This is a genomic window from Chitinophaga sp. YR627 (assembly GCF_900114995.1).
Classification (GTDB): Bacteria; Bacteroidota; Bacteroidia; order Chitinophagales; family Chitinophagaceae; genus Chitinophaga.
The window spans coordinates 189,570-212,835 of record NZ_FOUX01000004.1; the positions used below are offsets into that span (position 1 = coordinate 189,570).

At 46.9% G+C, this 23,266-nt stretch carries 24 protein-coding genes; 4 read left to right on the forward strand and 20 right to left on the reverse strand.

Going from position 1 to position 23,266, the window contains the following annotated elements; translation table 11 throughout:
- The first annotated feature begins 45 nt into the window (after nucleotides 1-45).
- Entirely contained in the window at nucleotides 46-786 is a 741-nt protein-coding gene (locus BMZ72_RS21335; protein WP_089811744.1) for a hypothetical protein, read from the forward strand.
- Nucleotides 787-792: 6 nt separating this feature from the next.
- Here BMZ72_RS21335 and BMZ72_RS21340 read toward each other — a convergent pair whose 3' ends face one another.
- Complete coding sequence (locus BMZ72_RS21340; RefSeq protein ID WP_089811745.1) at nucleotides 793-1,743, reverse strand: alpha/beta hydrolase; 951 nt, start codon at nucleotides 1,741-1,743, stop codon at nucleotides 793-795.
- A 90-nt stretch (nucleotides 1,744-1,833) separates the two neighbouring features.
- On the opposite strand from BMZ72_RS21340, the gene BMZ72_RS21345 reads away from it, so the two are divergent.
- Nucleotides 1,834-2,226: a hypothetical protein gene (locus BMZ72_RS21345; protein ID WP_089811746.1), complete on the forward strand. Its 393-nt coding sequence runs from the start codon at nucleotides 1,834-1,836 to the stop codon at nucleotides 2,224-2,226.
- A 3-nt stretch (nucleotides 2,227-2,229) separates the two neighbouring features.
- Here BMZ72_RS21345 and BMZ72_RS21350 read toward each other — a convergent pair whose 3' ends face one another.
- From BMZ72_RS21350 to BMZ72_RS21370, 5 genes are read right to left on the reverse strand one after another with little or no spacing between them, the layout of a single operon-like run.
- A complete protein-coding gene (locus BMZ72_RS21350) occupies nucleotides 2,230-3,300 on the reverse strand; it encodes a dipeptidase (RefSeq protein WP_089811747.1) in 1,071 nt (356 codons plus the stop codon).
- Nucleotides 3,301-3,319: 19 nt separating this feature from the next.
- Nucleotides 3,320-4,426: a D-TA family PLP-dependent enzyme gene (locus BMZ72_RS21355; protein WP_089811748.1), complete on the reverse strand. Its 1,107-nt coding sequence runs from the start codon at nucleotides 4,424-4,426 to the stop codon at nucleotides 3,320-3,322.
- Between the two features lie 10 nt (nucleotides 4,427-4,436).
- On the reverse strand, nucleotides 4,437-4,898 hold the full coding sequence (locus tag BMZ72_RS21360) for a RidA family protein (RefSeq protein ID WP_177222882.1): 462 nt from the start codon (nucleotides 4,896-4,898) through the stop codon (nucleotides 4,437-4,439).
- Between the two features lie 19 nt (nucleotides 4,899-4,917).
- Entirely contained in the window at nucleotides 4,918-6,255 is a 1,338-nt protein-coding gene (locus tag BMZ72_RS21365; protein ID WP_089811750.1) for a gluconate:H+ symporter, read from the reverse strand.
- Nucleotides 6,256-6,286: 31 nt separating this feature from the next.
- On the reverse strand, nucleotides 6,287-7,558 hold the full coding sequence (locus BMZ72_RS21370; protein WP_089811751.1) for an ABC transporter permease: 1,272 nt from the start codon (nucleotides 7,556-7,558) through the stop codon (nucleotides 6,287-6,289).
- 55 nt (nucleotides 7,559-7,613) lie between these two features.
- Here BMZ72_RS21370 and BMZ72_RS21375 point away from each other — a divergent pair, with 55 nt between their 5' ends.
- Together BMZ72_RS21375 and BMZ72_RS21380 are read left to right on the forward strand one after the other, a co-directional pair.
- Nucleotides 7,614-8,627: a LacI family DNA-binding transcriptional regulator gene (locus tag BMZ72_RS21375; protein WP_089811752.1), complete on the forward strand. Its 1,014-nt coding sequence runs from the start codon at nucleotides 7,614-7,616 to the stop codon at nucleotides 8,625-8,627.
- 47 nt (nucleotides 8,628-8,674) lie between these two features.
- Complete coding sequence (locus BMZ72_RS21380; RefSeq protein ID WP_255373260.1) at nucleotides 8,675-9,754, forward strand: phosphotransferase enzyme family protein; 1,080 nt, start codon at nucleotides 8,675-8,677, stop codon at nucleotides 9,752-9,754.
- An 89-nt stretch (nucleotides 9,755-9,843) separates the two neighbouring features.
- On the opposite strand, the gene BMZ72_RS21385 is transcribed toward BMZ72_RS21380, so the two are convergent.
- From BMZ72_RS21385 to BMZ72_RS21450, 14 genes are all read right to left on the reverse strand, one after another.
- A complete protein-coding gene (locus tag BMZ72_RS21385; RefSeq protein WP_089811753.1) occupies nucleotides 9,844-11,217 on the reverse strand; it encodes an NADH-quinone oxidoreductase subunit N in 1,374 nt (457 codons plus the stop codon).
- Between the two features lie 27 nt (nucleotides 11,218-11,244).
- Nucleotides 11,245-12,681, reverse strand: coding sequence for a complex I subunit 4 family protein (locus BMZ72_RS21390; protein ID WP_089811754.1), 1,437 nt, complete (start codon nucleotides 12,679-12,681; stop codon nucleotides 11,245-11,247).
- 47 nt (nucleotides 12,682-12,728) lie between these two features.
- A complete protein-coding gene (gene nuoL / locus BMZ72_RS21395; protein WP_089811755.1) occupies nucleotides 12,729-14,633 on the reverse strand; it encodes an NADH-quinone oxidoreductase subunit L in 1,905 nt (634 codons plus the stop codon).
- 50 nt (nucleotides 14,634-14,683) lie between these two features.
- Nucleotides 14,684-15,001, reverse strand: coding sequence for an NADH-quinone oxidoreductase subunit NuoK (gene nuoK / locus BMZ72_RS21400; protein WP_012794573.1), 318 nt, complete (start codon nucleotides 14,999-15,001; stop codon nucleotides 14,684-14,686).
- Nucleotides 15,002-15,049: 48 nt separating this feature from the next.
- On the reverse strand, nucleotides 15,050-15,547 hold the full coding sequence (locus BMZ72_RS21405; RefSeq protein ID WP_089811756.1) for an NADH-quinone oxidoreductase subunit J family protein: 498 nt from the start codon (nucleotides 15,545-15,547) through the stop codon (nucleotides 15,050-15,052).
- A gap of 48 nt (nucleotides 15,548-15,595) precedes the next feature.
- Nucleotides 15,596-16,105: an NADH-quinone oxidoreductase subunit NuoI gene (gene nuoI / locus BMZ72_RS21410; protein ID WP_089811757.1), complete on the reverse strand. Its 510-nt coding sequence runs from the start codon at nucleotides 16,103-16,105 to the stop codon at nucleotides 15,596-15,598.
- 24 nt (nucleotides 16,106-16,129) lie between these two features.
- Nucleotides 16,130-17,167 carry an NADH-quinone oxidoreductase subunit NuoH gene (gene nuoH / locus BMZ72_RS21415; RefSeq protein ID WP_012794576.1) on the reverse strand — a complete coding sequence of 346 codons (1,038 nt, stop codon included), beginning with the start codon at nucleotides 17,165-17,167 and terminating at the stop codon, nucleotides 16,130-16,132.
- A gap of 38 nt (nucleotides 17,168-17,205) precedes the next feature.
- Nucleotides 17,206-18,294 carry an NADH-quinone oxidoreductase subunit G gene (locus BMZ72_RS21420; RefSeq protein ID WP_089811758.1) on the reverse strand — a complete coding sequence of 363 codons (1,089 nt, stop codon included), beginning with the start codon at nucleotides 18,292-18,294 and terminating at the stop codon, nucleotides 17,206-17,208.
- A gap of 22 nt (nucleotides 18,295-18,316) precedes the next feature.
- On the reverse strand, nucleotides 18,317-19,681 hold the full coding sequence (nuoF, locus tag BMZ72_RS21425) for an NADH-quinone oxidoreductase subunit NuoF (RefSeq protein ID WP_012794578.1): 1,365 nt from the start codon (nucleotides 19,679-19,681) through the stop codon (nucleotides 18,317-18,319).
- Nucleotides 19,682-19,726: 45 nt separating this feature from the next.
- Complete coding sequence (gene nuoE, locus BMZ72_RS21430) at nucleotides 19,727-20,212, reverse strand: NADH-quinone oxidoreductase subunit NuoE (RefSeq protein ID WP_089811759.1); 486 nt, start codon at nucleotides 20,210-20,212, stop codon at nucleotides 19,727-19,729.
- Nucleotides 20,213-20,236: 24 nt separating this feature from the next.
- The gene (locus BMZ72_RS21435) at nucleotides 20,237-21,451 is read right to left on the reverse strand and encodes an NADH-quinone oxidoreductase subunit D (protein ID WP_012794580.1); all 1,215 of its coding nucleotides are present in this window, start codon (nucleotides 21,449-21,451) and stop codon (nucleotides 20,237-20,239) included.
- 18 nt (nucleotides 21,452-21,469) lie between these two features.
- On the reverse strand, nucleotides 21,470-21,991 hold the full coding sequence (locus tag BMZ72_RS21440; protein ID WP_012794581.1) for an NADH-quinone oxidoreductase subunit C: 522 nt from the start codon (nucleotides 21,989-21,991) through the stop codon (nucleotides 21,470-21,472).
- Nucleotides 21,992-22,066: 75 nt separating this feature from the next.
- The gene (locus BMZ72_RS21445; protein ID WP_089811760.1) at nucleotides 22,067-22,630 is read right to left on the reverse strand and encodes an NADH-quinone oxidoreductase subunit B; all 564 of its coding nucleotides are present in this window, start codon (nucleotides 22,628-22,630) and stop codon (nucleotides 22,067-22,069) included.
- 96 nt (nucleotides 22,631-22,726) lie between these two features.
- Complete coding sequence (locus BMZ72_RS21450; RefSeq protein WP_089811761.1) at nucleotides 22,727-23,119, reverse strand: NADH-quinone oxidoreductase subunit A; 393 nt, start codon at nucleotides 23,117-23,119, stop codon at nucleotides 22,727-22,729.
- Between the last annotated feature and the right edge of the window lie 147 nt (nucleotides 23,120-23,266).

Here is a 23,266-nt window from a genome sequence, read left to right on the forward strand (position 1 = left end):
ATGAGGCGGGATTTTTTTATGTAGTTGCCTATCTTTGTACCGTCTATGAAAACGTATTTATCTCTATTCCTGGCTGCAGGTATCCTATTCTCCTGCAATGAAAGTACAGAAATAAGCGACGCTGTACGCGATACCGCTCATATCGAAGAACCTCCTGTCACCGGGAGAGTCCTGCGCGACACAGATACCTTCAGCGTAGGTAATAAACATTTCAGTATACAACCGCTTGCCAGGTCCTCCTTTGACAAACTGGATACACCTGACTACGACAGTACAGAAGATTCCCAGATCGCAAAAGACCGTGCACATGTCAAACGTCAGGGCGATTCTCTCTATATCACGCTGAATAATGGTCAGACCACATTGCTCGCTAATAATATCCACGGCGCGGATGACAGTAATTTCGCTAATTATTTCTACGCTGGCTATATCCCCGCTATCCACCAGCACCTGGTGTTTGGCAGTTATTATGAATCCAGCGACTATGTGCTGATCAATGCCGACAATGGAACCATTACCCACGTATGGGGTATTCCAGTCATCTCTCCCGACCATAAATACATCATCTGCCCTTCCGTTGACCTCGTGGCTGGTTTTAACAGCAACGGCTTCCAGCTGTTCTCATACGCCAACAATACGCTGACGCATGAAGGGGATGTTGAATTCAGCAAATGGGGCCCCGGTCAGATGAAATGGCTGGATAATCAGAGCATCGAAGCAGAATATATCGTACTGGACGATAATATGAATGAAGTGCCTAAGCCAGTGAAACTGGTGATCAGATAAACACGGTCACTTCGTATACTTTGCAATAAAATCAAACATCCGCTCTGCAGCGTCTACAATCTTGTCAGCCGGTATGGCATGCCAGCCCTTAAAGCTGTACAATTCATGTACGACGCCCGCTTTCTCCAGGACACTGTCCATCGCCAACGCCTGTGAATAACGTGCGAGCGTATCTTCTGTGCCATGTATCAGCAAGGTAGGCGGCGTCTTTTCACTGACATAAAACAGCGGACTGGAAGTACGGTATAAATCTGTTCGCTGTTCCGGTGTACCGCCCAGTACAGCAGCTGCCAGCGCTGGTACACCTGCGCTTCCTTCGTCGTAAAAACGTTGCATGTCATATACGCCCAATAAACAGACTGCCGCTCTGATATACCCCTTCTCATTGTGTTTACAAGCCTGTAATGCAGCCAGATGAGCGCCTGCACTGGTACCAATCAGTCCGGTAGCCGGAGAAATATGAAAGCTGTCCACCCTCTTCCAGACATACGCAAGCGCCGCATTGATATCCTCTTCTGCTGCCGGAAAAACATTTTTGCCATCTTTCACCAGACGATAGTTAATGTTCACATAAGCATATTGCGCATTCCGGTTCTTCATGTTGTCAATATGCGGGGTATAGTCCCGCTTATCGCTCCCCATCCATCCCCCGCCATGAATAAAAACCATGATACGTGTCTCATCAGGGCTTCTTCCGGCTGGCAGATAAATATCCATGACCTGCTGTGAATCCTTTCCATAATGCTCATTTAGCAATTCCATCACAGCTAATGGTTTCACCGTATCCTGTGGAATAGTCTCAACCGTGTCCGCTGATGGAACAGGAATTGAATCGTGGACTTCACGGGCAAGAAAGGCTGGTTTATTACAGGCAGGAATGACCAGGGCGAGAGAAAATACAGATAAAAGCAAAGCAGAGCCGTATATACGGCGTACGGTAACAGATGAAATAGGCATATTCGTTTTGGGATTATAGACAGATATACGTAAATCAGTTGCCGGAAGGATGCAGCAAAAATCTTACCTTCCTGATAAGAATCCACACACATGAAAAATATACTATTGTTTTCCCTGTTGCTGTTTTCCGGTCTGAGCCTTCTGCCAGCAATCTCCCAGGCTCAAATGCAGCAGGGCCCGCTTTCCAACATAGAAGGAAATGCAAAATCTATCACCAGTAAACTGAAAAATGCATTGTCGCTGACAGATGTGCAGCAACCAAAGATACAGGACGCAGTAATGAACTTTCTGGAGCAGCGTTCCACTATCCTGTCGCTGAATAACAGCAATCCGAAGGTCTACAGTACGAAATTAAAGGGGTTTCAGACAAGTTTCCAGCGCAAACTGAAGAATACACTCACGCCGGAACAATTCACTGGCTTCCTGGAGCTGAAACCAGTGAATAATGACATGACCAATGTCCTGTCACAATTATATTATTAGCCATTAGCTCCAGGCCTTACGCAGAAACCTTAACCAGTTTCCGTGCATAATATTGTCAATATCTTCCTGAGAATATCCTCTTTGGGCAAACAAAGCCGGGATCTTTTGCAGATCGGCGATTGTTTCCAGATCATGAGGACTCTGCTCTTTACCAAAAGCACCGTCCAGATCCGATCCGATACCCACATGTAAGGCATTACCTGCCAGCTGGCAGATATGGTCCATATGGTCCACCAGTACATCCAGCGATGCACCCATGTCCTTCGGATTGGATACACCTCTTACCCATCCGGGTACCATCATCCAGGCATCCATCGCGCCGCCGATAACAGCTCCGCGACGAATCAGTTCCTGCAGTTGTTCGTCAGAGAACTGCCTGTTATGATTCACCAGCGCACGCACATTATTGTGACTGGCCCATATATGTCCATGGAAATGGTCCATCGCTTCCCAGAAACTATCATCACAAAGATGCGTAGCATCCAGGATGATATTCAGACGTTCCATTTCTTTCAGCAATGCCTGGCCTTTCTCACCCATAAATCCGGTCGCATCTGTTCCCTGTGCATAACGTCCGGGGCCATAGTGAGCAGGTCCCACTGCGCGCAACCCATTATCGTAAGCGCGTTGCAGATAATTCAGGTCTACGATGGAATCAGCTCCTTCCAGACTCAGGATATAACCAATTGGTTTATTTGTATTTGGCATACCGTCATTCCAGAGGGCCAGGTGTTTTTCCAGCGCGGCCAGATTGGTGATCTGTGTCATTTCACCAGCGTCTTCCATCGCTTTATACCAGGCCAGTTGCCCCTGTGTCTGCGCCCAGGCCTGTTCAGGTGAATACCATCCTGGCAGGGGATTATCAGGTGCTACAAATCTGGCAATCTGCGTACCTACGACCAGACCGATGTTGCCTTCTCTTAACTGCGGAAAGGATACCACTCCTTTCGCACGGTCAGGCTTGTCAGTCATCCCTTCTTCGCGCTTCCTGATATCGTTAACCGGCAGGCGCAGGTTACGGTTCCATTCCATCGCATTCATGCTCAGGTCAAGATGCGCATCTACTATAAACATGTGCGTATTTTTTGATAAGTTAGATCATAATCTTTCTGTCTCTGGCGATCACTTTCCACCATGCTACACAGTTATTGCTTTCCACAACGCCTACGCGTTCATGCAGGGCTACTGTCGGACAGATATGCAGCGGGATCCCGTACAACACCGTTCCCACCGGGAATAACGAAGTATCAGGTACCTTCACCACCATGTGTTCCTCACTGTGTCCCAATGGTTCAGCATCAGGCGCATTCAGGAAATAAATACGGGGCTGTGGATTCTCAGCAGCTACTGACTTATGTCCCAGATCAACACAGATATGCGTCCCATCTATCACAGAGATCACTCTGGTGATAACGGTAGCAGCAAAATCAAATGTTTGTTCAGGATGTAGTTTGTGATATCCCCAATCCTGGAAAATAAACGTTCCCGGACTACATTCCACACCAGGGCGTTCTGCATGTATAGCGTAAGTGGGCGTACCTCCTGCAATGATCTGCGGAGCCGGAGCACCGGCTTCCGTAATAGCAGCTGCCAATGCGATGACAGGCGCAAACCCTGCATTACACTTCTCTCTGCGCAACTCAAAATCTGTATCGTGCAGATGTCCGTCGTATGCATGTAAACCCACCGGCGTAATACCTGGTAAATGCAGCAGTTCCTGATACAGTTCCTGTGCTTCATTACCAGGGCCCGGTTCGATACCGGTTCTGTTCATACCAACATTGAGATCAATATAAACAGGGATCGTACGTTGCGCTGCCGCGAATGTAGCCGCAATAGCGATAGCGGATGCGCTGTTATCCACAAGACAGGCATATTTCGTGTCCGGATATTGTTCCACTATCTGCAATAAGCGGTCTACTTTCGGTCCTACAGGCTGATAGGCGAGCAATACATCGCCAGCGCCTGCCAGACCAAGCATTTCTGCTTCAGCAATAGTGGCACACTTGAACTTGTTAATGCCTTCTCCCTGTAACAACTGCACAGCTTCAATCATCTTACTCGTCTTGATGTGCGGACGCAAACGCTGCACATCGCCGACTGTTTGTTTCAGCAGACGGATATTATCCAGCATACGTTCAGGATACACAAGCACAGCAGGCGTATCGATGGTGTTGATATTGTGTAGCTCGTACCACATAGCTGATTGTTTAGTGCAATTCAAATAATGCCTCTATTTCCACCGGAATATTATCTGGCAGGGAACCCATACCTACTGCGCTACGCACACCGATACCATTTTCCTCACCCCATATTTTTGCAAACAGTTCGCTGGCGCCATTGATGATATAAGGATGACGCTCAAAATCAGGTGAACAGTTCACCATGCCCAATACCTTGATCACACGTTTTACTTTATCCAGGCTACCCAGGTTTGCCACAATTGTAGACAACATAGTAAGACCTACCTGTCTTGCAGCCAGTTTGCCTTTTTCCATATCAAACTCAACACCAATACGGCCAATGATCAGGCTCTTATCATCCTGCACGGGACCGTGACCTGACAGATACAGGTATTTTCCATCGATCAGACATGGCTTGTAAACACCCAATGGTGACGGAGCCGGAGGTAATGATAATCCTAATGCGTTAAAATTCTCTGTTGGTGTCATGTGCACTGTTTTTCTTGAATTAGATAAAGAGGTTTAATATCAGACAGCCGATCAGTCCTACAACAGAGACAATTGTCTCCATCACTGACCAGGTCTTGAAAGTATCTTTCACTGACAAATTAAAATATTCCTTGAACATCCAGAATCCACCGTCATTCACGTGCGAGAACATCAGACTGCCTGCGCCGGTGGCCAGTACCATCAGACTCGGATGCACAGAAGTTCCCGCCACCAGTGGAGCCACAATACCAGCTGTGGTCAGTCCGGCAACAGTCGCCGAGCCTACACTCACACGTATCAGGGCTGCAATACTCCACGCCAGGATCAGCGGGTTCATATGCATTCCCTGTAAACTATCTGTAATAACCTGACTCACTTTACTATCCAGCAGCATCTGTGTCAGCGCACCGGAACCTCCAATGATCAGGATGATCACAGACACATCCCGGATGGCGTCTTCCATAATGCCCATCACTTTTTTCACCGGTAATCCACGACGAAGACCCAGTACGTAGGCGCCATTCAATACCGCCAGCAACATCACGATCACCGGATCGCCCAGCCAGGTGGTGATCTGCCACAGGAAAGTACCAGGCGCGGCGCCCAGTTTCAGCAACGATGTGCCCGCAAGCAGCAATACCGGCAGCAATGCTGCCACAATACTCGTGCCCATAGAAGGCAACTGATCTTCCGGCATCGGTGCAACAGTGAATAACTGTGCCGGCTCCTGTGTATAATGCTTCAGAAAGCGGGTGAATACCGGACCCGCCAGTACAATGGCAGGAATGGCCACAATCAGCCCGTATATAAGCGTTAATCCCATATTTGCATGGAATGTACCTACCAATGCCGTAGGCGAAGGATGGGGCGGTAAATAGCCATGTGTCACCGACAGGGAAGCCAGCATAGGAATACCCAGATAAACAGTCGGTAGTTTCGTTCTGGCAGCCACCGTAAAAATGAGCGGGACCATCAGTACAAAACCAATATTGTAGAATAAGGGAATCCCCACGATAAAGCCCGTCAGCATCAAAGACCACTGCACATACTTTCTGCCGAACACATGCATCAGACCGTTAGCAATACGCTGTGCCGCGCCGCTCTCAGCCACCAGTTTACCCAGCATACTACCAAATACAATGATGATCACCAGCGAACCGAGTGTCTTCCCGATCCCTGTTTGAATAGATTGGGTGATCTCTGCAATTGACATTCGCTCTTCCGGTACTCTGACCATGTTCAGGGCCAATCCCATAAAGAGACAGACAATCAGAAAAGCAATAAATGTGTTTAACCGGAAATAAGCTACCAGTAACACCAGCAGCAGGATGGAAACAAATACTACTAATAAAGCCATGAATGTTCAGATGTTGGCGTGTGCCTGTTAATTATTCGTAACGCAATGCAACTATCGGATCCAGACGTGACGCCTTGATGGCCGGATAAATACCTGATATCAGCCCTACAGCCGCACAGATAAATATCCCTGTCGTTATCCATAACCACGGAACTATAAAGCTGGATCCTGTTAATAATGATACGAGGTTACCCACCAGCATACCGAGTATGACACCCAGTACGCCTCCCAGTAAACTGATAATGATGGACTCGTATACAAACTGCTGACGGATCACCTTACTGGTTGCTCCCAGTGCTTTGTTAACACCTATCTCACGTGTACGTTCCGCTACTGATACCAGCATGATATTGGTCAGACCGATCGCCGATCCGAACAAGGTAATAGCGCCGATCAGCACAGCCGCAAACACCACATAACTCAGTGTACCGAACAGCATCTCTGCAATGCTGTCGCTTTTATTAATGTAAAAATTTTCTTCTTCATTCAATGTCAGCCGACGAACCACCCTGAACAGTCCCGTCGCCTCCCCGATCGCCGCATCCATCTTTGTGATATCCTTTACCGAAATACCGATATTATAAGATGCACTGGGACGATCAAATACTCTGCGTGTATTATTCACCGTTGTGATCACCACATTATCTGCACTCATGAAACCACTGTTCCCTTTAGGTGCCATCACACCCACCACACGATAACGTACATTTCCCACACGGATCGAACTATTGACAACATTCTTCAGATTATCGCCAAACAGCTTCTTCGCAACATCCATACCCAGTATCGCCACATTTCTGCCTGATTCCACATCCAGCTGATTCAGGTTGCGTCCCTCCCGCAAAGTATAATTGGATAACTGAAGATAACTTTCATCGCCGCCCATCACACGCACATTCGGATTCGTCTTCTTATCATTCTTATACACCGTCGCATTCCCTGTTGCATTTGTAGACACACTCACTGTAGCAGGAAAGGCATACTTCCGTTTGAAGTCCATTGCCTCTTTATAGGTAATAGGAATATTACTGTTAGAGGTTTTTACCTTCGTCTTCTTGCTTCCCTTGGTTGCACCGCCGCCGCCGCCGATACGTATCTTCAGCGCCCTGCTCTGGATATTGAAGCTGTTGGCTCCCATATTCGCAAAACTGCTGTAGATACTGCTTTTCATACTGTCAATGGCCGTAAAAATGCCCACCAGGGCCATAATACCAAAACCAATGATAGCAATAGTAAGCCCTGCGCGCAAACGATTGCCGCTAACAGAGCGAAAGGCGAGGGAAAATGTGTCACGGAACTGCATGATTTAAAGTTAATAAAAAGTTTTTTTCCGCTACTTTTATTATATAAATGGCCTGATGCCCAATCCACCGACTATAAAAGAAATCGCCAAAAGGCTCAACCTGGCCACCTCCACTGTATCCAGGGCTTTGCACAATCATCCGCGTATCGGCTTGAAAACCAGGATGCAGGTGCAGGCGCTCGCCCGGGAACTGCAATATGAGCCCAATCAGACCGCCATTTTCTTCCAGCAGAAAAAAACCTTTACCCTGGGTATTGTACTTCCTGAATTGTCGGAAGCCTTCTTCTCCGCAGCCATCAGCGGTATAGAAGATACTGCCAATAAAAGCAATTACATGGTGCTGCTGGGTCAGTCGCATGATGACACAGCAAGAGAACAGAAGATTGTGGAAATCATGAAAAATCACCGGGTAGACGGACTACTGGTTTCCCTGGCCAAGAATACCGTACAATACGCACATTTTGAAATGCTGCGTAAGTATAATATCCCTGTGGTGTTCTTTGACCGTATTCCCGATATGAAAGATATCCACTATGTCGCTTCGAATATGGAATCAGGCACCGTCCAGGCTGTCTCGTTATTACTACAGCAGGGACACCGGGTCATCGGTATGATCAACGGACCTGAAAAGCTGATCGCCAGCCGGCAGCGTACAACAGGTTACCAGAAAGCGATGCAACAGCAACGCCTGAAATATGACGCCACCCTCAACATACACAGCGACCTTACAAAAGAAGGCACCCGTCAGGCCATGCAGCAGCTACTCTCCCACAAAAGGAAAATAACAGCCGTAGTAGCCTTTAATGACTACGTCTCACAGGATGCAGTACAATATGCTGCCGAACGGGGCATACAGATCAATAAAGACATCTGTTTCGTCAGTTATGCCAATCTGCCACTGAGTAGTTATATGGCATATCCTCCCCTCGCCTCTGTCGAACAATACCCCTATCTCCAGGGCCAGAAGGCCACGGAAATACTCCTTGACCTCCTCTCCGGTAAACTGGCGCCGGATGCTTATCAGCAGGTCATCATCGACTCACGGCTGGTCATTGCACCGAAGAAGTAAAAATTTGCGCAACCGTTTGTCCAGCTGTTCTCTCAATTCTTATCACTATGTTTGATACACAGCAACTTTATCAACCAGCAATGCAGGATATACTGGCAGCTTATGGATTATCAATGGCCGAATGCCATATTCAGCCATTCGGCAGTGGCCTTATCAATGCCACCTGGAAGATCTCTGTGAGCGATCGTCACTACATTCTGCAACGCATTAATCATAGCGTATTTAAGCAACCGGCATTGATCGCTGATAACATCAGCGCTATCGGCCGCTACCTGGATACACATCATCCGGATTATTTCTTTGTACAGCCAGTACGCACCATTGATGGACAGGAAATGTACATCACGGCAGCAGGAGACTATTTCCGTATGCAACCGTTTGTAGCGGATTCGCGCAGCTATGATGTGGTGGATAATGCACAACTGGCATTTGAAGCAGCCAGACAGTTCGGTCGCTTTACAAAACTGTTGTCAGGCATTGATATCAACACGATGCAATACCCGCTGCCTGATTTTCATAATCTGACCCTGCGTTATCAACAGTTTGAACTGGCCGTACAACAAGGCAATGCAGAAAGAATAGCAGAAGCTGCCGCAGATATTGATACGATCCGCAACTATCAGTATCTCTCTGAGACATTTAAAGCCATACAACAGCATCCCGGTTTCAAAATACGGGTGATGCATCATGATACGAAGATCAGTAATGTCTTGTTTGATAAATCAGATAAAGGGATCTGTGTGATCGATCTGGATACAGTGATGCCGGGATATTTCATCAGTGATTTCGGAGATATGATGCGTACTTATCTGTCTCCTGTCAGTGAAGAAGAAACAGATTTCAGCAAAGTGCAGGTAAGAATGGATTATTACCGGGCCATTGTACAGGGATATCTGAGCGAGATGAAGGATGCACTCAGCGAGGCCGAAAAAGCACACCTGGTCTATGCAGGACAATTCCTAGTGTATATGCAGGCCCTCCGTTTTCTGACGGATTACTTCAACAATGATAGTTACTACGGCGCAAAATATGAACGACATAATCTCCTGCGGGCGCGTAATCAGCTTACACTCCTCAACGGTATCACGCAGCAGGAACAAACGCTTTCTTTAGTGGCAGCAGACTAGCTGTCACAACGCTTGAAAAGCAGCACCAACACACCAAAAAAAATACCGGCCAATTGGCCGGTATTTCCGTTTTATGTTAAGCTTACCGATTAGATAAACTGTAATAATAATCCAGGGAAAATACCAAGCAGGATCACGATCGCTGCGGTAATGATCAGCATCAGTTTAAAACTACCACTGATCTCTGCTGTTTCAGCTTCGCCCTGTTTGAAGTACATAGCGATGATCACGCGGAAATAGTAGTAAGCACTGATAGCCGCACAGATCACAGCAATGATCACCAGCCATAACAGGTTACCCTGTTGAACAGCTGCTGCCAGTACAAAGTATTTAGCGAAGAAACCTGCTGTCAGCGGGATACCTGCCAGTGAACATACAAAGATAGTTGTGGTGATCGCCAGTACCGGTTGTGTACGTGCCAGTCCGTTGAAACCATCAAATGTATAATCTTTCAGCTTGATCATTACAGCGAAGATACCGATGGTTGCTACGCTATAAGCTGCCGCATACAGGATGATACCCTGTGTAGCGAAAGTGTTCATAGAGATAACCGCCAGCAGCATGAAACCTGCCTGCGCAATACTGGAGTAAGCCAGCATACGTTTAACGCTTTGCTGGAATACAGCGGTAAAGTTACCGATGATCAGCGTAGCAGCCGTAATGATTGCCAGTAGTAACTGCCAGTCAGCTGTCAGTCTTTCACCTACAAACGCACCATGGAACACTCTGATAAAAGCGATGAAACCACCTGCTTTTACTACTGTAGCCATGAAAGAAGTGAACACGGTAGGAGAACCGTCATACACGTCAGGCGTCCAGAAGTGGAAAGGCGCCGCTGATACTTTGAAAGATAATGCGAATGCCATCAGGATAATACCGCACAATGCCAGTGTATTCACTTTACCTGCACCCAGGCCCAGTTCAGCTACATTGAAAGTACCGGTAGCTCCGTAGATCAGTGCAATACCCATCAGCAGGATACCGGTAGAGAAAGAGCCCATCAGGAAGTACTTCAGGGAAGCCTCTGTGCTTTTAGGCGTTTTCTTATCAGCACCAGCCAGTATATACTGTGGAATAGACATAATTTCTATTGCCAGGAAGAGTATTAATAAGCTGCTGAAAGTAGAAACCAGTGTGATACCAGACAGAATGAAGAAGATCAGGGCGAAATAGTCTGAAACGTGTTCGCCTACTTTTTCAAAAGCACTGCCTGATAATAAGAAATAGATCAGTGTACTACCCAATGCGATCGCATTGAACAGGATACTGAAGTGGCTGATGGTGATCATGCCATATAAGGTACGCTCGCCTGCTCCAATGGTAGATAACTCCGCCAGGTTGGCTGCAAATGAGATCAGCAGTACAACGATGGCTACAAATTTTATGCGCTGCTTATTACCGATAAATAAACCCGCAAACATCATTACAACGCCCGATAAAGCAGTAGATATTAATGCATTCATATTCCTGTGTTACGAAAGAACAACTTTTTAATAAACCTTGTTAACCAATTCAGTAGTGCTGCTTACCAGCTCCAGCATAGGCTTCGGATAGAAACCCAGTACCAGGATGATACCTACGATGATGATCAGTACCAGCAACTCATTTCCTTTCAGATCAGTAGTTGTTTCAGTCAGCTGATTACTCTGTCCGAAGATTACCTTCTGCACCATGTTCAGCGTGTATACCGCCCCCAGGATGATACCCAGTCCGGCCACAGCCATGAACCAAACATTGTACTGGAACAGACCACTTAACATCAGGAACTCCCCGATGAAACCGTTGGTCAGTGGTAAAGCGATATTGGCAAGACTGATGGTTACGAGGAAGATGGCAATACCCGGTGCATACTGTGCAATACCACCCATCTCGTTCAGGTTCTTTATTTTCAGACGATTCTGGATGATCTCAACGATGATCCACAGACCGATGATGTTAATACCGTGGTTGAACATCTGCACCATCAGACCCTGTAAGCTCTGTTCATTGTTAGTGAAGATAGCTGCACTCATCAGACCGATGTGGGCGATGGAAGAGTAAGCGATCAGGCGTTTGATGTCTGACTGTACGATCGCGATGCAGGATGCATAGATGATACCGATGATAGACAGTACGATCGCAACATCTGACCACATATAAGCGCCTTTCGGCAGTACAGGCAGTAACCAGCGAACAACGCCGAAAAGACCCATTTTCACCATGATACCGGAAAGTACCATTGTAACAGGAGTCGGTGACTGTTCGTAAGTGTCAGGCTGCCAGGTGTGGAAAGGGAAGATCGGCATCTTGATAGCAAATGCTACAAAGAACAGCCAGAACAACCAGGACTGGTCCTGTGGAGCAACAGCACCGCTTACAAAGCTCGCGTAGCTGAAAGAATGCTCCGGTGTTTGCAGGTAGATATAGATCAGACCTACCAGCATCAACAGGGAACCCGCAAAAGTGTATACAAAGAACTTAAATGTAACCGGAATACGTTTTTCGCCACCCCAGAGTGAGCAGAGGAAATACACCGGAATCAGTGCCAGTTCCCAGAAAACGTAGAACAACAACGCGTCGTACGCTGTGAACACTCCTACCAGACCCGCCTGAGACAACAGCATCAGACCATAGAAACTGTTAGGGCGTTCGTATTCTCTGTTATAGATAACGATAAAGATCAGCAGAAAAGAGATCGCTGTCAGCAAACAAAGCATCAGGCCCATTCCATCCAGCCCTACACTAAACTGCGCGCCCAGCTGAGGAATCCAGTTTGCGGTCAGTTGCAACGCATCCGGTGCAGTCCTGAACTGGAACAAAGCAGCAACTGTTACTGCCAGCGAAGCCAGGGATGCCACCAAACCCAGCGCTTTAGGGCCAGACCCCTTCAGACCAAACGTAACCAGGCCCGCAACTAAAGGAATCAATATGAGTAATACTGTCAACATAATTATATCTAAACTTGTCCTTTTTTAATGATGGTGCAGGTAGTATATTATTTCAGCAGGAAGCCTATCACAAATAAAACTACCATTCCAATTACCATAGCAAAAATGTAGAAGCCTACCTGGCCGCTCTGCAGCAGTCTTACCTGCTGACTGCCCCAGTGTACGCCACGACCTACACCATTCACCAGACGGTCAATACCTGATTTTTCGATCGCCTCTTCAAAGAACCGGCTCAGCATCATCAGGGGTTTCACTATGATCGCATCGTATAACTCATCCACGTACCATTTGTTTTCCAGTACTTTGGCAATACCGGTACGAGGTTCTCCATTATCTTCATAATTGCGGTACCAGCTGCGTGCAAAGAAGATCGTAATGATCACCAGCACAGAACTCAGTCCCATTAATAACCACTCAGTATTGTGTGTCAGATGCTCATGCTCATGTATGAATGGCGCAGAAGGCGCAAATACAGGAGCCAGATACTCTTTCAGAATACTGTGTGTACCGAATACTTCCGGTAAACCTACATAACCACCTACGATAGACAGTACCGCCAGAATGATCAGCGGGATAGTGATCGCCGCAGGACTTTCGTGCAGGTGATGTTCCTGTTCGTGTGTACCACGGAATTTACCACAGAAGGTGATGTAGTATAAGCGGAACATATAGAACGCAGTCATCAGCGCAGTAAGGAGCGCGATACCATACATCAGCTTATTGGATATGAAAGTTTCAGCAAGGATTTCGTCTTTAGAGAAGAAACCTGACAGACCAGGAATACCGGCGATAGCCAGACAGCCGATCAGGAAAGTAGCGTGTGTAACAGGCATGTACTTTTTCAGTCCGCCCATCTTATTGATATTCTGCTCTCCGCCCATTGCGTGAATAACAGAACCAGAACCAAGGAACAGTAATGCTTTGAAGAATGCGTGCGTCATTACGTGAAACACCGCTGTCGTATAAGCACCTACGCCAAGCGCAAGGAACATATAACCCAGCTGGCTCACAGTAGAGTAGGCAAGCACTTTCTTGATATCATCCTGTTTCAGCGCGATGGTAGCTGCCAGTACAGCGGTAGCCAGACCAATGATCGCTACTACTGTCTGAATACATGGCGCCAGGGTATATAAAATGTTGCTGCGTGCGATCATATAGATACCAGCTGTTACCATCGTAGCAGCGTGGATCAGGGCAGATACCGGAGTAGGACCCGCCATCGCATCTGGCAACCAGGTGTATAAAGGCAGCTGAGCAGATTTACCGGCAGCACCTACAAACAGCAGGATGGCAATAGCCGGGATCACTTTGCTACCGGCACCCAGAGCCGCAGCTTTCTGAAATACTTCAGGGAAGGAAACACTACCAAAATGCACGATCATCGTGAAGATACCGAGCAGGAAACCAAGGTCACCGATACGGTTCATGATGAACGCCTTCTTGGCAGCATTGTTATAGTTGGTGTTCTTGAACCAGAAGCCGATCAGGAGGTAGGAACAGAGACCTACACCTTCCCATCCGATGAACATCATCACATAGTTAGCGCCCAGTACAAGAATCAGCATGGAGAAAACGAAGAGGTTCAGGTAAGCGAAGTAACGCGCAAAACCCTCACTGCTTTCGTCATGCATATAAGAGGTAGAATAAATGTGGATCAGGGAACCGACACCGGTAATGATCAGCAAAAATAAAGCGCTCAGCTGGTCTACCTGGAATGCGAACGGAATATGCAGACTGCCCGCGGAAATAAAATCAAACAACGGTACTACCTGCGCCTGAAATCCCGGGGCTTTCACTTCCAGGAAGATCAGTAAGCTAATCACAAAGGCAGCTAATACAGCTCCGCTTCCTACTATACCCGCCAGTGATTTGGAGAGGTATCTTCTTCCCAATCCATTCACCAGGAATCCTAATAATGGTAAAAATGGTACCAGCCAAACTAGATGTATCATCTATTCAAATACTAATTACGATTTACAATTACGATTCAAGCTGTTAGTTCTTAGTTCTTCAGCCTGTTCATGATATTAATATCCACCGACTGTGAATTCCTGTATACCATCACGATAATAGCCAGACCAGCAGCAACTTCCGCCGCGGCAACCACCATGATAAAGAATACAAAGATCTGTGCGCCGCCGGCATCTACACGACCTGCATCTGCCCACATCTTAGAGAAGGCAACAAGCAGCAGGTTCACTGCATTCAGCATCAATTCCACGCACATGAAAATAATAATGGCATTTCTGCGCATCAGCACACCCATCACCCCGATACAAAAGAGTGCAATGCTTAAGAAAATGTAATATTGAACAGGCATCTTTAAAGAATTACAAATTGATCAATGACGATTAACAGTTGTTGTGGTTTACGCTTCCCTTTTACCGATTACAACGGCGCCAACCATTGCACTCAGGAACAGGATGCTGCTTACTTCAAATGGAACTACGTATTGACTGAATAAAGTTTTACCAAGGTTGGAAATCAACCCGATATCGGTTGATCCAGGTTGCAGAGGAGTAACGTCAGCTTCACGGAGAGCACCCAGCAATACCAGCAGGAGTGCACCACCACTGATAGCGCCCGCATATTTCAGCCAGTTACGCTTCTGTGGTTCTATTTCTGCGTTCAGGTTCATCAACATGATCACAAAGAGGAACAATACCATGATAGCACCCGCATATACGATGATATGTACCACTGCCAGGAACTGTGCATTCAGCATAATGTAATGCCCGGCGATGGTGAAAAAGGTAACGATCAGGCAGAGAACACTGGTAACGGGGTTCTTACTCAATATCACGCCAAGCGCGGATATAATAGAGATGATTGAAAGTACCCCGAAAACGATTTGTTGTAAGCTCATTCCCATTGCTAAATGACTATTATATTTTTTTGCTAAGACTGTCTTTAATTATGCTTTATTCTTTTCCGCAGGTGTTGGTATCAACAGATCCTGTTTACCATAGATGAAACCTTCACGTTTGTAGTTAGCAGGTGCAAATGTTTCTGTCAGATAGATAGCATCTTTCGGACAAGCCTCTTCACAAAAACCACAGAAAATGCAACGCAGCATGTTGATCTCATAACGGGCTGCATATTTCTCTTCACGATACAGATGCTCTTCACCTGCCTTTCTTTCGGCGGCCTCCATGGTAATGGCTTCCGCAGGACAAGCTACCGCACACAAACCGCACGCAGTACAGTTCTCACGTCCTTCTGCATCCCTGTTCAGGATGTGCAGACCACGGAATACAGGACTGAACTCACGCTTTTGCTCCGGATATTTCACCGTCTCTTTCCTTTTCCAGATATGCTTGAAGGTGATGATCATCCCCTTTATAATATTCCACAAATAGATACTCTCAATGAAAGTCATCGGTTTGCGGTCTACCTGTTTTGCCCTACTTGTTAAAGCTTGCATATTGCTATTATAATAAGTCGTTAATTAATGTGTACTGCGATACAGTACGATCGCACCTGTGATCAACATATTAGCCAGTGCCAGCGGAATCATAATGTTCCATCCTAAACGCATCAGCTGATCGTAACGGAATCTCGGTATCGTCCAGCGTACCCACATAAAGAAGAACAGGAAGCAGATGATCTTGATGAACAATGCCGCCGTTCCCAGAATGGTCACCAGGTTTGGCGCCAGTCCCAGACTATCCATACCAGGGAAGGAATAACCTCCGAAGTACAGGCTGGACATCAGCGCAGAACTGATAAACATGTTAATGTATTCCGCGAACAGATAGAAACCCAGTTTCATGGAAGAGTACTCCAGGTGATAACCACCGTTCAGCTCACTCTCCGCTTCCGCCAGGTCAAATGGCGTACGGTTACATTCTGCAAAAGAACATACCAGGAATATCAGGAAACCCAGTGGCTGGTACAGTACGTTCCAACCATCGTGGCGCTGCTGCTCAACGATTTCTTTCAGACTTAAAGTACCTGTCATCATCAGCAGGGCGATCAGGGACAGACCCATTGCCAGCTCATAGGAGATGATCTGGGAAGCCGCACGGATAGATGCGAGGAGAGAATATTTGTTGTTGGAAGCCCATCCACCCAGCATGATACCATATACACCCAGACTCACTACACCAAAAATATACAGGATACCGATGTTCACATCCGCGATCTGCAGTGAAACAGTATGACCGGCAATGGTCAGTGTATCACCCCAGGGAATTACGGCGCTGGTCATACAGGCTACGATCATAGCCAGGGACGGACCAAGAATAAACAGGAAACGATTGGAATTGCCAGGGATGATCTCTTCTTTAAAGAACAGTTTACCACCATCCGCCAGCGGCTGGAGCAGACCCATAAAACCAGCCCTGTTCGGGCCGATCCTGTCCTGGATAATACCAGCTACTTTTCTTTCACCCCATGTAGAATACATAGCCACTACCAGTGATATCGCCAGTACGCCGGATATCAGCACTATCTTTTCCAGGATAAAGAACCAGTCTATAGTCATCAAATACGAATTATCGATTACGAATTACGAATGAATCATTACTTATTAAAGTCGTCGGAATGTGCCGGACCATTGATCTGTGACAGATCGATGTTGGGTTTGTTCACCTCGCTGATATTGTGGATATCCAGCAGCAGTTTTGGCTGACGGCCATCCAGTACCTCTACCAGTGTTTCTTTCGGTTTGTTTACACCTACATAGTGCCCCTGAGAGATAACGCTCTGACGTTCTATTTTACGCGGGCCTTCGATCACCCAGTCTTTCACTTCTTTTTTATCGAAACGGCAGGTATCACAGATCCACTCTTCTACTTCACCGTATTTGTCTTTACGGGCAGTTACGCGGAACACCTCGTCGCCACGCATCCAGAGCGCCACTTTACCACAGCACTTAGGATCGTTACATTCACGGTGTGCATCTACCGGTTTCAGGAACCATACACGGTTTTTGAAACGGAATGTTTTATCTGTCAGCGCACCTACCGGACAAACATCGATCACGTTACCGATGAAGTTGTTGTCCAGGGATTGCTGGATATAAGTACCGATTTCAGCAGCTTCACCACGACCCAGTACGCCATGTTCACGCTTTTCAGTCAGCTGATCAGCAGTGAATACACAACGGTAGCAAAGGATGCAACGGGTCATGTGTAATTGTATCTTATCACCGATATCGACTTTGTCGAATGTGCGGCGTTTGAATTCGTAACGGGTGCTGTCTGCGCCATGCTCATAGCTCAGGTCCTGCAGGTGACACTCACCAGCCTGATCGCACACAGGGCAATCCAGCGGATGGTTCAGCAGCAGGAATTCTACCACACCTTTACGTGCTTCCAGCACTTCAGGAGAGGTGATATTCGCCACTTCCATACCGTCCATAACGGTGGTACGGCAGCTGGCTACCAGTTTAGGCATAGGACGGGGATCAGCGTCTGACCCTTTGGATACTTTCACCAGGCAGGTACGGCATTTACCACCGCTACCCTTCAGCTTGGAGTAGTAGCACATTGCAGGCGGTACGATGTCTCCACCAATTTGACGGGCAGCATTCAGAATGGTAGTGCCCGGCTCCACTTCCACGGAGATATTATCGATCTTAACCTTAAAGAGTTTCTTTTCTTCAGCCATTTTGCATCGCTTAAATTGATTCTTATACAGCAGCAGGAGCAGCTATTTCCAGTGGATCTGCATAGTGAGCCAGTCCGTAATTCCGTTTGGTCGCTTCTTCAGGATGCAGCACATGCCATTCAAACTCATCACGGAAATGACGGATAGCAGCAGCTACCGGCCAGGCAGCAGCATCGCCCAACGGACAGATGGTGTTACCTTCTATTTTACGCTGGATATCCCACAGCAGGTCTATATCACTCATTTTACCCTTACCGTTCTCGATGTTCAGCAGTACGCGTTTCATCCAGCCGGTACCTTCACGGCAGGGACTGCACTGTCCGCAGCTTTCGTGATGATAGAAGCGGGCAAACGTGAGGGTGTTTTTCACAATACACTGGTCTTCGTCCAGTACGATGAAACCGCCGGAACCTAACATAGTACCGGTTGCAAAGCCACCGTCAGCCAGACTTTCATACGTCATCATACGCGGCTCACCTTTCGCTGTTTTCAGCAGCAGGTTAGCAGGCAGGATAGGTACGGAAGAACCACCCGGGATACAGGCCTTGAGGCGTTTGCCATTGGCAATACCGCCACAGTATTCATCAGAATAAATGAATTCTTCTACGGAAATGTTCATTTCTATTTCATAAACCCCTGGTTTGTTGATATTACCACAGGCAGAAATGAGCTTGGTACCGGTAGATTTACCTGTACCATATTTCGCATATTCTTCACCACCGATGCGCAGGATAGGCACTACGGTAGCCAGTGTTTCCACGTTGTTCACAACAGTCGGGCAATCCCACAGACCTTTTACAGCCGGGAATGGTGGTTTGATACGTGGGTTACCACGTTTACCTTCCAGTGACTCGATCAGGGCAGTTTCCTCACCACAGATGTAAGCACCGGCGCCGCGTTGTACATATATTTCAAGATCGAAGCCGGTACCCTGGATATTTTTACCCAGCCAGCCGTTCTTTTTAGCGTCAGCGATCGCTTCTTCCAGGATATCCGGAATCCAGGCGTATTCACCACGGATGTAGATATAGCAGGAATTACAACCCAGCGTATAGCTGGATATCAGCAGACCTTCTATGAGCAGGTGAGGAAGAAACTCCATCAGGTAACGGTCTTTGAACGTACCTGGCTCAGATTCATCCGCATTACATACCAGATAACGGGGAACACCCTCTGGTTTTGCAATGAAGCTCCATTTCATACCGGTAGGGAAACCGGCGCCACCACGACCTCTCAGTCCACTTTTCTTTACTTCATCCAGCACCTGATCAGGGCTCATGCTTTTGAGCGCCTTTTCAGCCGATCCATAACCTCCATTGGCACGGTATACGTCGTAATACCGGATACCTTCTATGTGCGCTTTATCAAAAAGTAGTTTGCGTCCCATCTTACTTTTTATGATTGTAGACCGGCGTACCGGTCATTCAAAGTTTTAGTTTGCTTTACTCCTGCATTCCTCAATGATTGCATCTACCTTTTCAGGGGTCAGGTGCTCACGGTAGTGTTTACCCAGCTGCATCATCGGAGCATATCCGCAGGCGCCCAGGCACTCTACTGTTTTGAGGGTGAACAGTCCATCTTTTGTAGTTTGACCTACACCGATGTCCAGTTTCTTTTTAATATAGTCAATGATGTTATCTGAACCACGCAGCATGCATGGGCCTGTCTGGCAGACTTCGAATACGTACTGGCCTACAGGTTGCAGGTTAAACATCGAGTAAAAGGTAGCCACCTCGTACACTTCGATCGGCGTGATCTGCAGCAGGGAAGCCACGTAATCCATGGTCTCCGAACTAAGCCATCCGCCAGATACTTCCTGTGCCAGGTGCAGCACCGGAATCAGGGCACTCTTCTGTTTCCCTGCCGGGTAACGGGCGATGATCTCTTTTACTTTATTCAGCTTCTCTTCAGAAAACATAACTATGAAAGAAAAAATTAAAAATTAAGCATCCAGTTCACCTGCGATCAGATTCAGGCTACTCATACAGATTACCGCATCGCTCAGCATAGCGCCTTTGATCAGTTCTGCGTAAGCCTGGTAATATATGAAACATGGGCGGCGGAAATGCAGCCTGTAAGGGCTACGACCACCATCGCTGATAAGATAGAATCCTAACTCACCATTCGCGCCTTCTACCGGATTGTATAATTCACCCGGCAGGATATCAGATTCACCCATGATAATTTTGAAGTGGTAGATGAGCGCTTCCATCTTGGTGTATACTGCGCTCTTCTCTGGCAGGTAGTAAGCAGGTACATCTGCATGGTATACGTCTGAAGGCAGATCTTTCAGTTTATCCATCGCCTGACGGATGATGCTCAGACTTTCCCACATTTCGGCGTTACGTACCAGGAAACGGTCGTAGCAGTCGCCGGTAGTACCTACAGGTATAGTAAATTCAAAATCTTCGTAAGAGCAGTAAGGCTGTGCCACACGTACATCATAGTCTACACCTGCAGCACGCAGGTTTGGACCTGTGAAACCGTAGTTGATGGCTCTTTCAGCACTGATCGGTCCAACACCCTGGGTCCTCTCCATGAAAATACGGTTACGGTTCATCATGGTTTCGAACTCCTTCAGTGCTACCGGGTATTCTTTCAGGAAACGTTCTATTTTCTCGAAAGCAGCCGGTGTGAAGTTTCTTTCAAAGCCGCCTACACGACCAATGTTGGTTGTCAGACGGGAACCGCATATTTCCTCATAGATCTCATATACCAGTTCACGGTATTTCATGAGGTAAAGGAAACCGGTGAAGGCGCCGCTATCCACACCTACCACGCCATTACAGATCAGGTGGTCAGTGATACGGGCCAGTTCCATGATGATAACACGGAGGTAGTCTACACGCTTAGGCGTCTGAATGCCCAGCAGTTTTTCTACCGTCATGTGCCATCCCATGTTATTAATAGGCGACGAACAATAGTTCAGACGGTCTGTTAAAGGAGTGATCTGGTAATAGGGACGGCGTTCTGCAATCTTCTCAAATGCGCGGTGGATATAACCTACCGTCGATTCCGAACTCACAATGCGCTCACCGTCTATTTCCAGGATATTCTGGAATACCCCGTGTGTAGCAGGGTGCGTAGGTCCCAGGTTAAGGGTTTGTGTCTGCCTCTCAATAGAGCCTTCCGGCAGTGTGATATGTTGCTCTGACATGTTCAAACGAATAAATTATTAAATGCCAATATGCCCGCCGCGGCCGAACATTTCGTCGTCCTTATCGGTACGGGTCTGATCTTCCAGCGGAAATTCCTTACGCATGGGGAAATAGGTCATTTCATCCACGTTCAGGATACGTTTCAGGTTAGGATGCCCAACGAAGTTCACCCCAAAGAAGTCGTATGTTTCCCTTTCCATCCAGTTGGCTGATTCAAACAGCCGGGTAGCCGTGAAAACGCGGGTATCCTCAATGCTGGTGTACACTTTAAGACGCAGTCTTATCCGCTCCTGAAAATTGTACAGGTGATATACTACTGCAAGTTCCTCACCCGTCCTGTCAGGATAATGTACGGCTGTGAGGTCCGTTAAAAAACGAAATTGCAGCTCCTCTTCATCGTACAGGAACTGCATTACTTTCAGGTTCAGGTCTTTGGGTGCTGTAAATGACATTGTCCCAAAGGATTCTTCCACCTGGCTGATTGATTCACCAAACTTTTCTGCTAACCTTTGCTTTATATAGTCGTTTGTCAAAGACATTACGATTTCAGATTTTCGATTTCAGATTTGACTAGTCGTAGAATTGACCTATCTATTGAATAGCTCCTATTTAAATTACTGGATACCGTAAGAGTTCAGTAATTCTTTGTATTTATCGCTATGACGGCGACGCAGGCTCTCCTGACCTACCAGATCCTGTACACGCATAAAGCCATCGATGATCGCTTCAGGACGTGGAGGACAACCTGGTACATATACATCCACAGGAATTACCTGGTCGATACCCTGTAACACGGAATAAGTGTCAAATACACCACCGCTGCTCGCACAGGCACCCACAGCCACTACCCAACGGGGTTCAGCCATCTGCAGGTATACCTGACGTAATACAGGAGCCATCTTTTTAGAGATCGTTCCCATTACCATCAGCAGGTCACACTGGCGTGGAGTGAAGGCCATTCTTTCAGAGCCGAAACGGGACATATCATAGGTAGATGCCATGGTTGCCATGAATTCGATACCACAGCAGGAGGTAGCGAATGGCAGAGGCCAGATGGAATTCTTACGAGCCAGACCAATTACCTGGTCAAAAGTCGTAGCAAAAAAACCTTCACCGGAGTACCCCTCAGGTACTACCACACTCTTCACTTTTTCATTATACTGAACCGGACGTGCCATACCATGTCAGATTTAAAATTTCCAAAATCAGATTTGACCTAAACGCACACAGGATTGCCACAACCGGCAATCTTCTCTGCAATAATTATATAAAAATCAGTCTTCCCACTTTAACGCACCCTTCTTCAGGATGTAAATGAAACCGCACAAAAAGAACGCTACGAAAAGTAACATAGCCATGAAACCGTCCCATCCTAAACCCCTGAAATTCACCGCATAAGGATAAAAGAAGATCACTTCCACATCGAAAAGCACGAATAAAATGGCGGTAAGAAAGTATTTAATGGCTACTGGCTGACGTGCATTCCCTTTTTGCTCGATACCACTTTCAAAGGTAGCAAGTTTGTCGCTTGTTTTACGCTTTGGACCCAAAAAGTGAGTAGCGATCATTGTAACGCCTACAAAGCCAAGTGCAGCTAAGAGCTGCATCACAATTGGAAAGTAACTGAAAGGAGTAGTCGCTGACAATAGTACTGTGTCTGTAAACATAAGCTTCCCTGTATAAAATAATTCTCCGAATGAGCAAAAATAGGCTAACTAATGCAAAAATCAAATCTTATGAAGGATTAAAATATTATCTTTTTTCGCCAACCGGCAATAAAAAAGCCTTCTGTCCGTAGACAGAAGGCTTTTTTG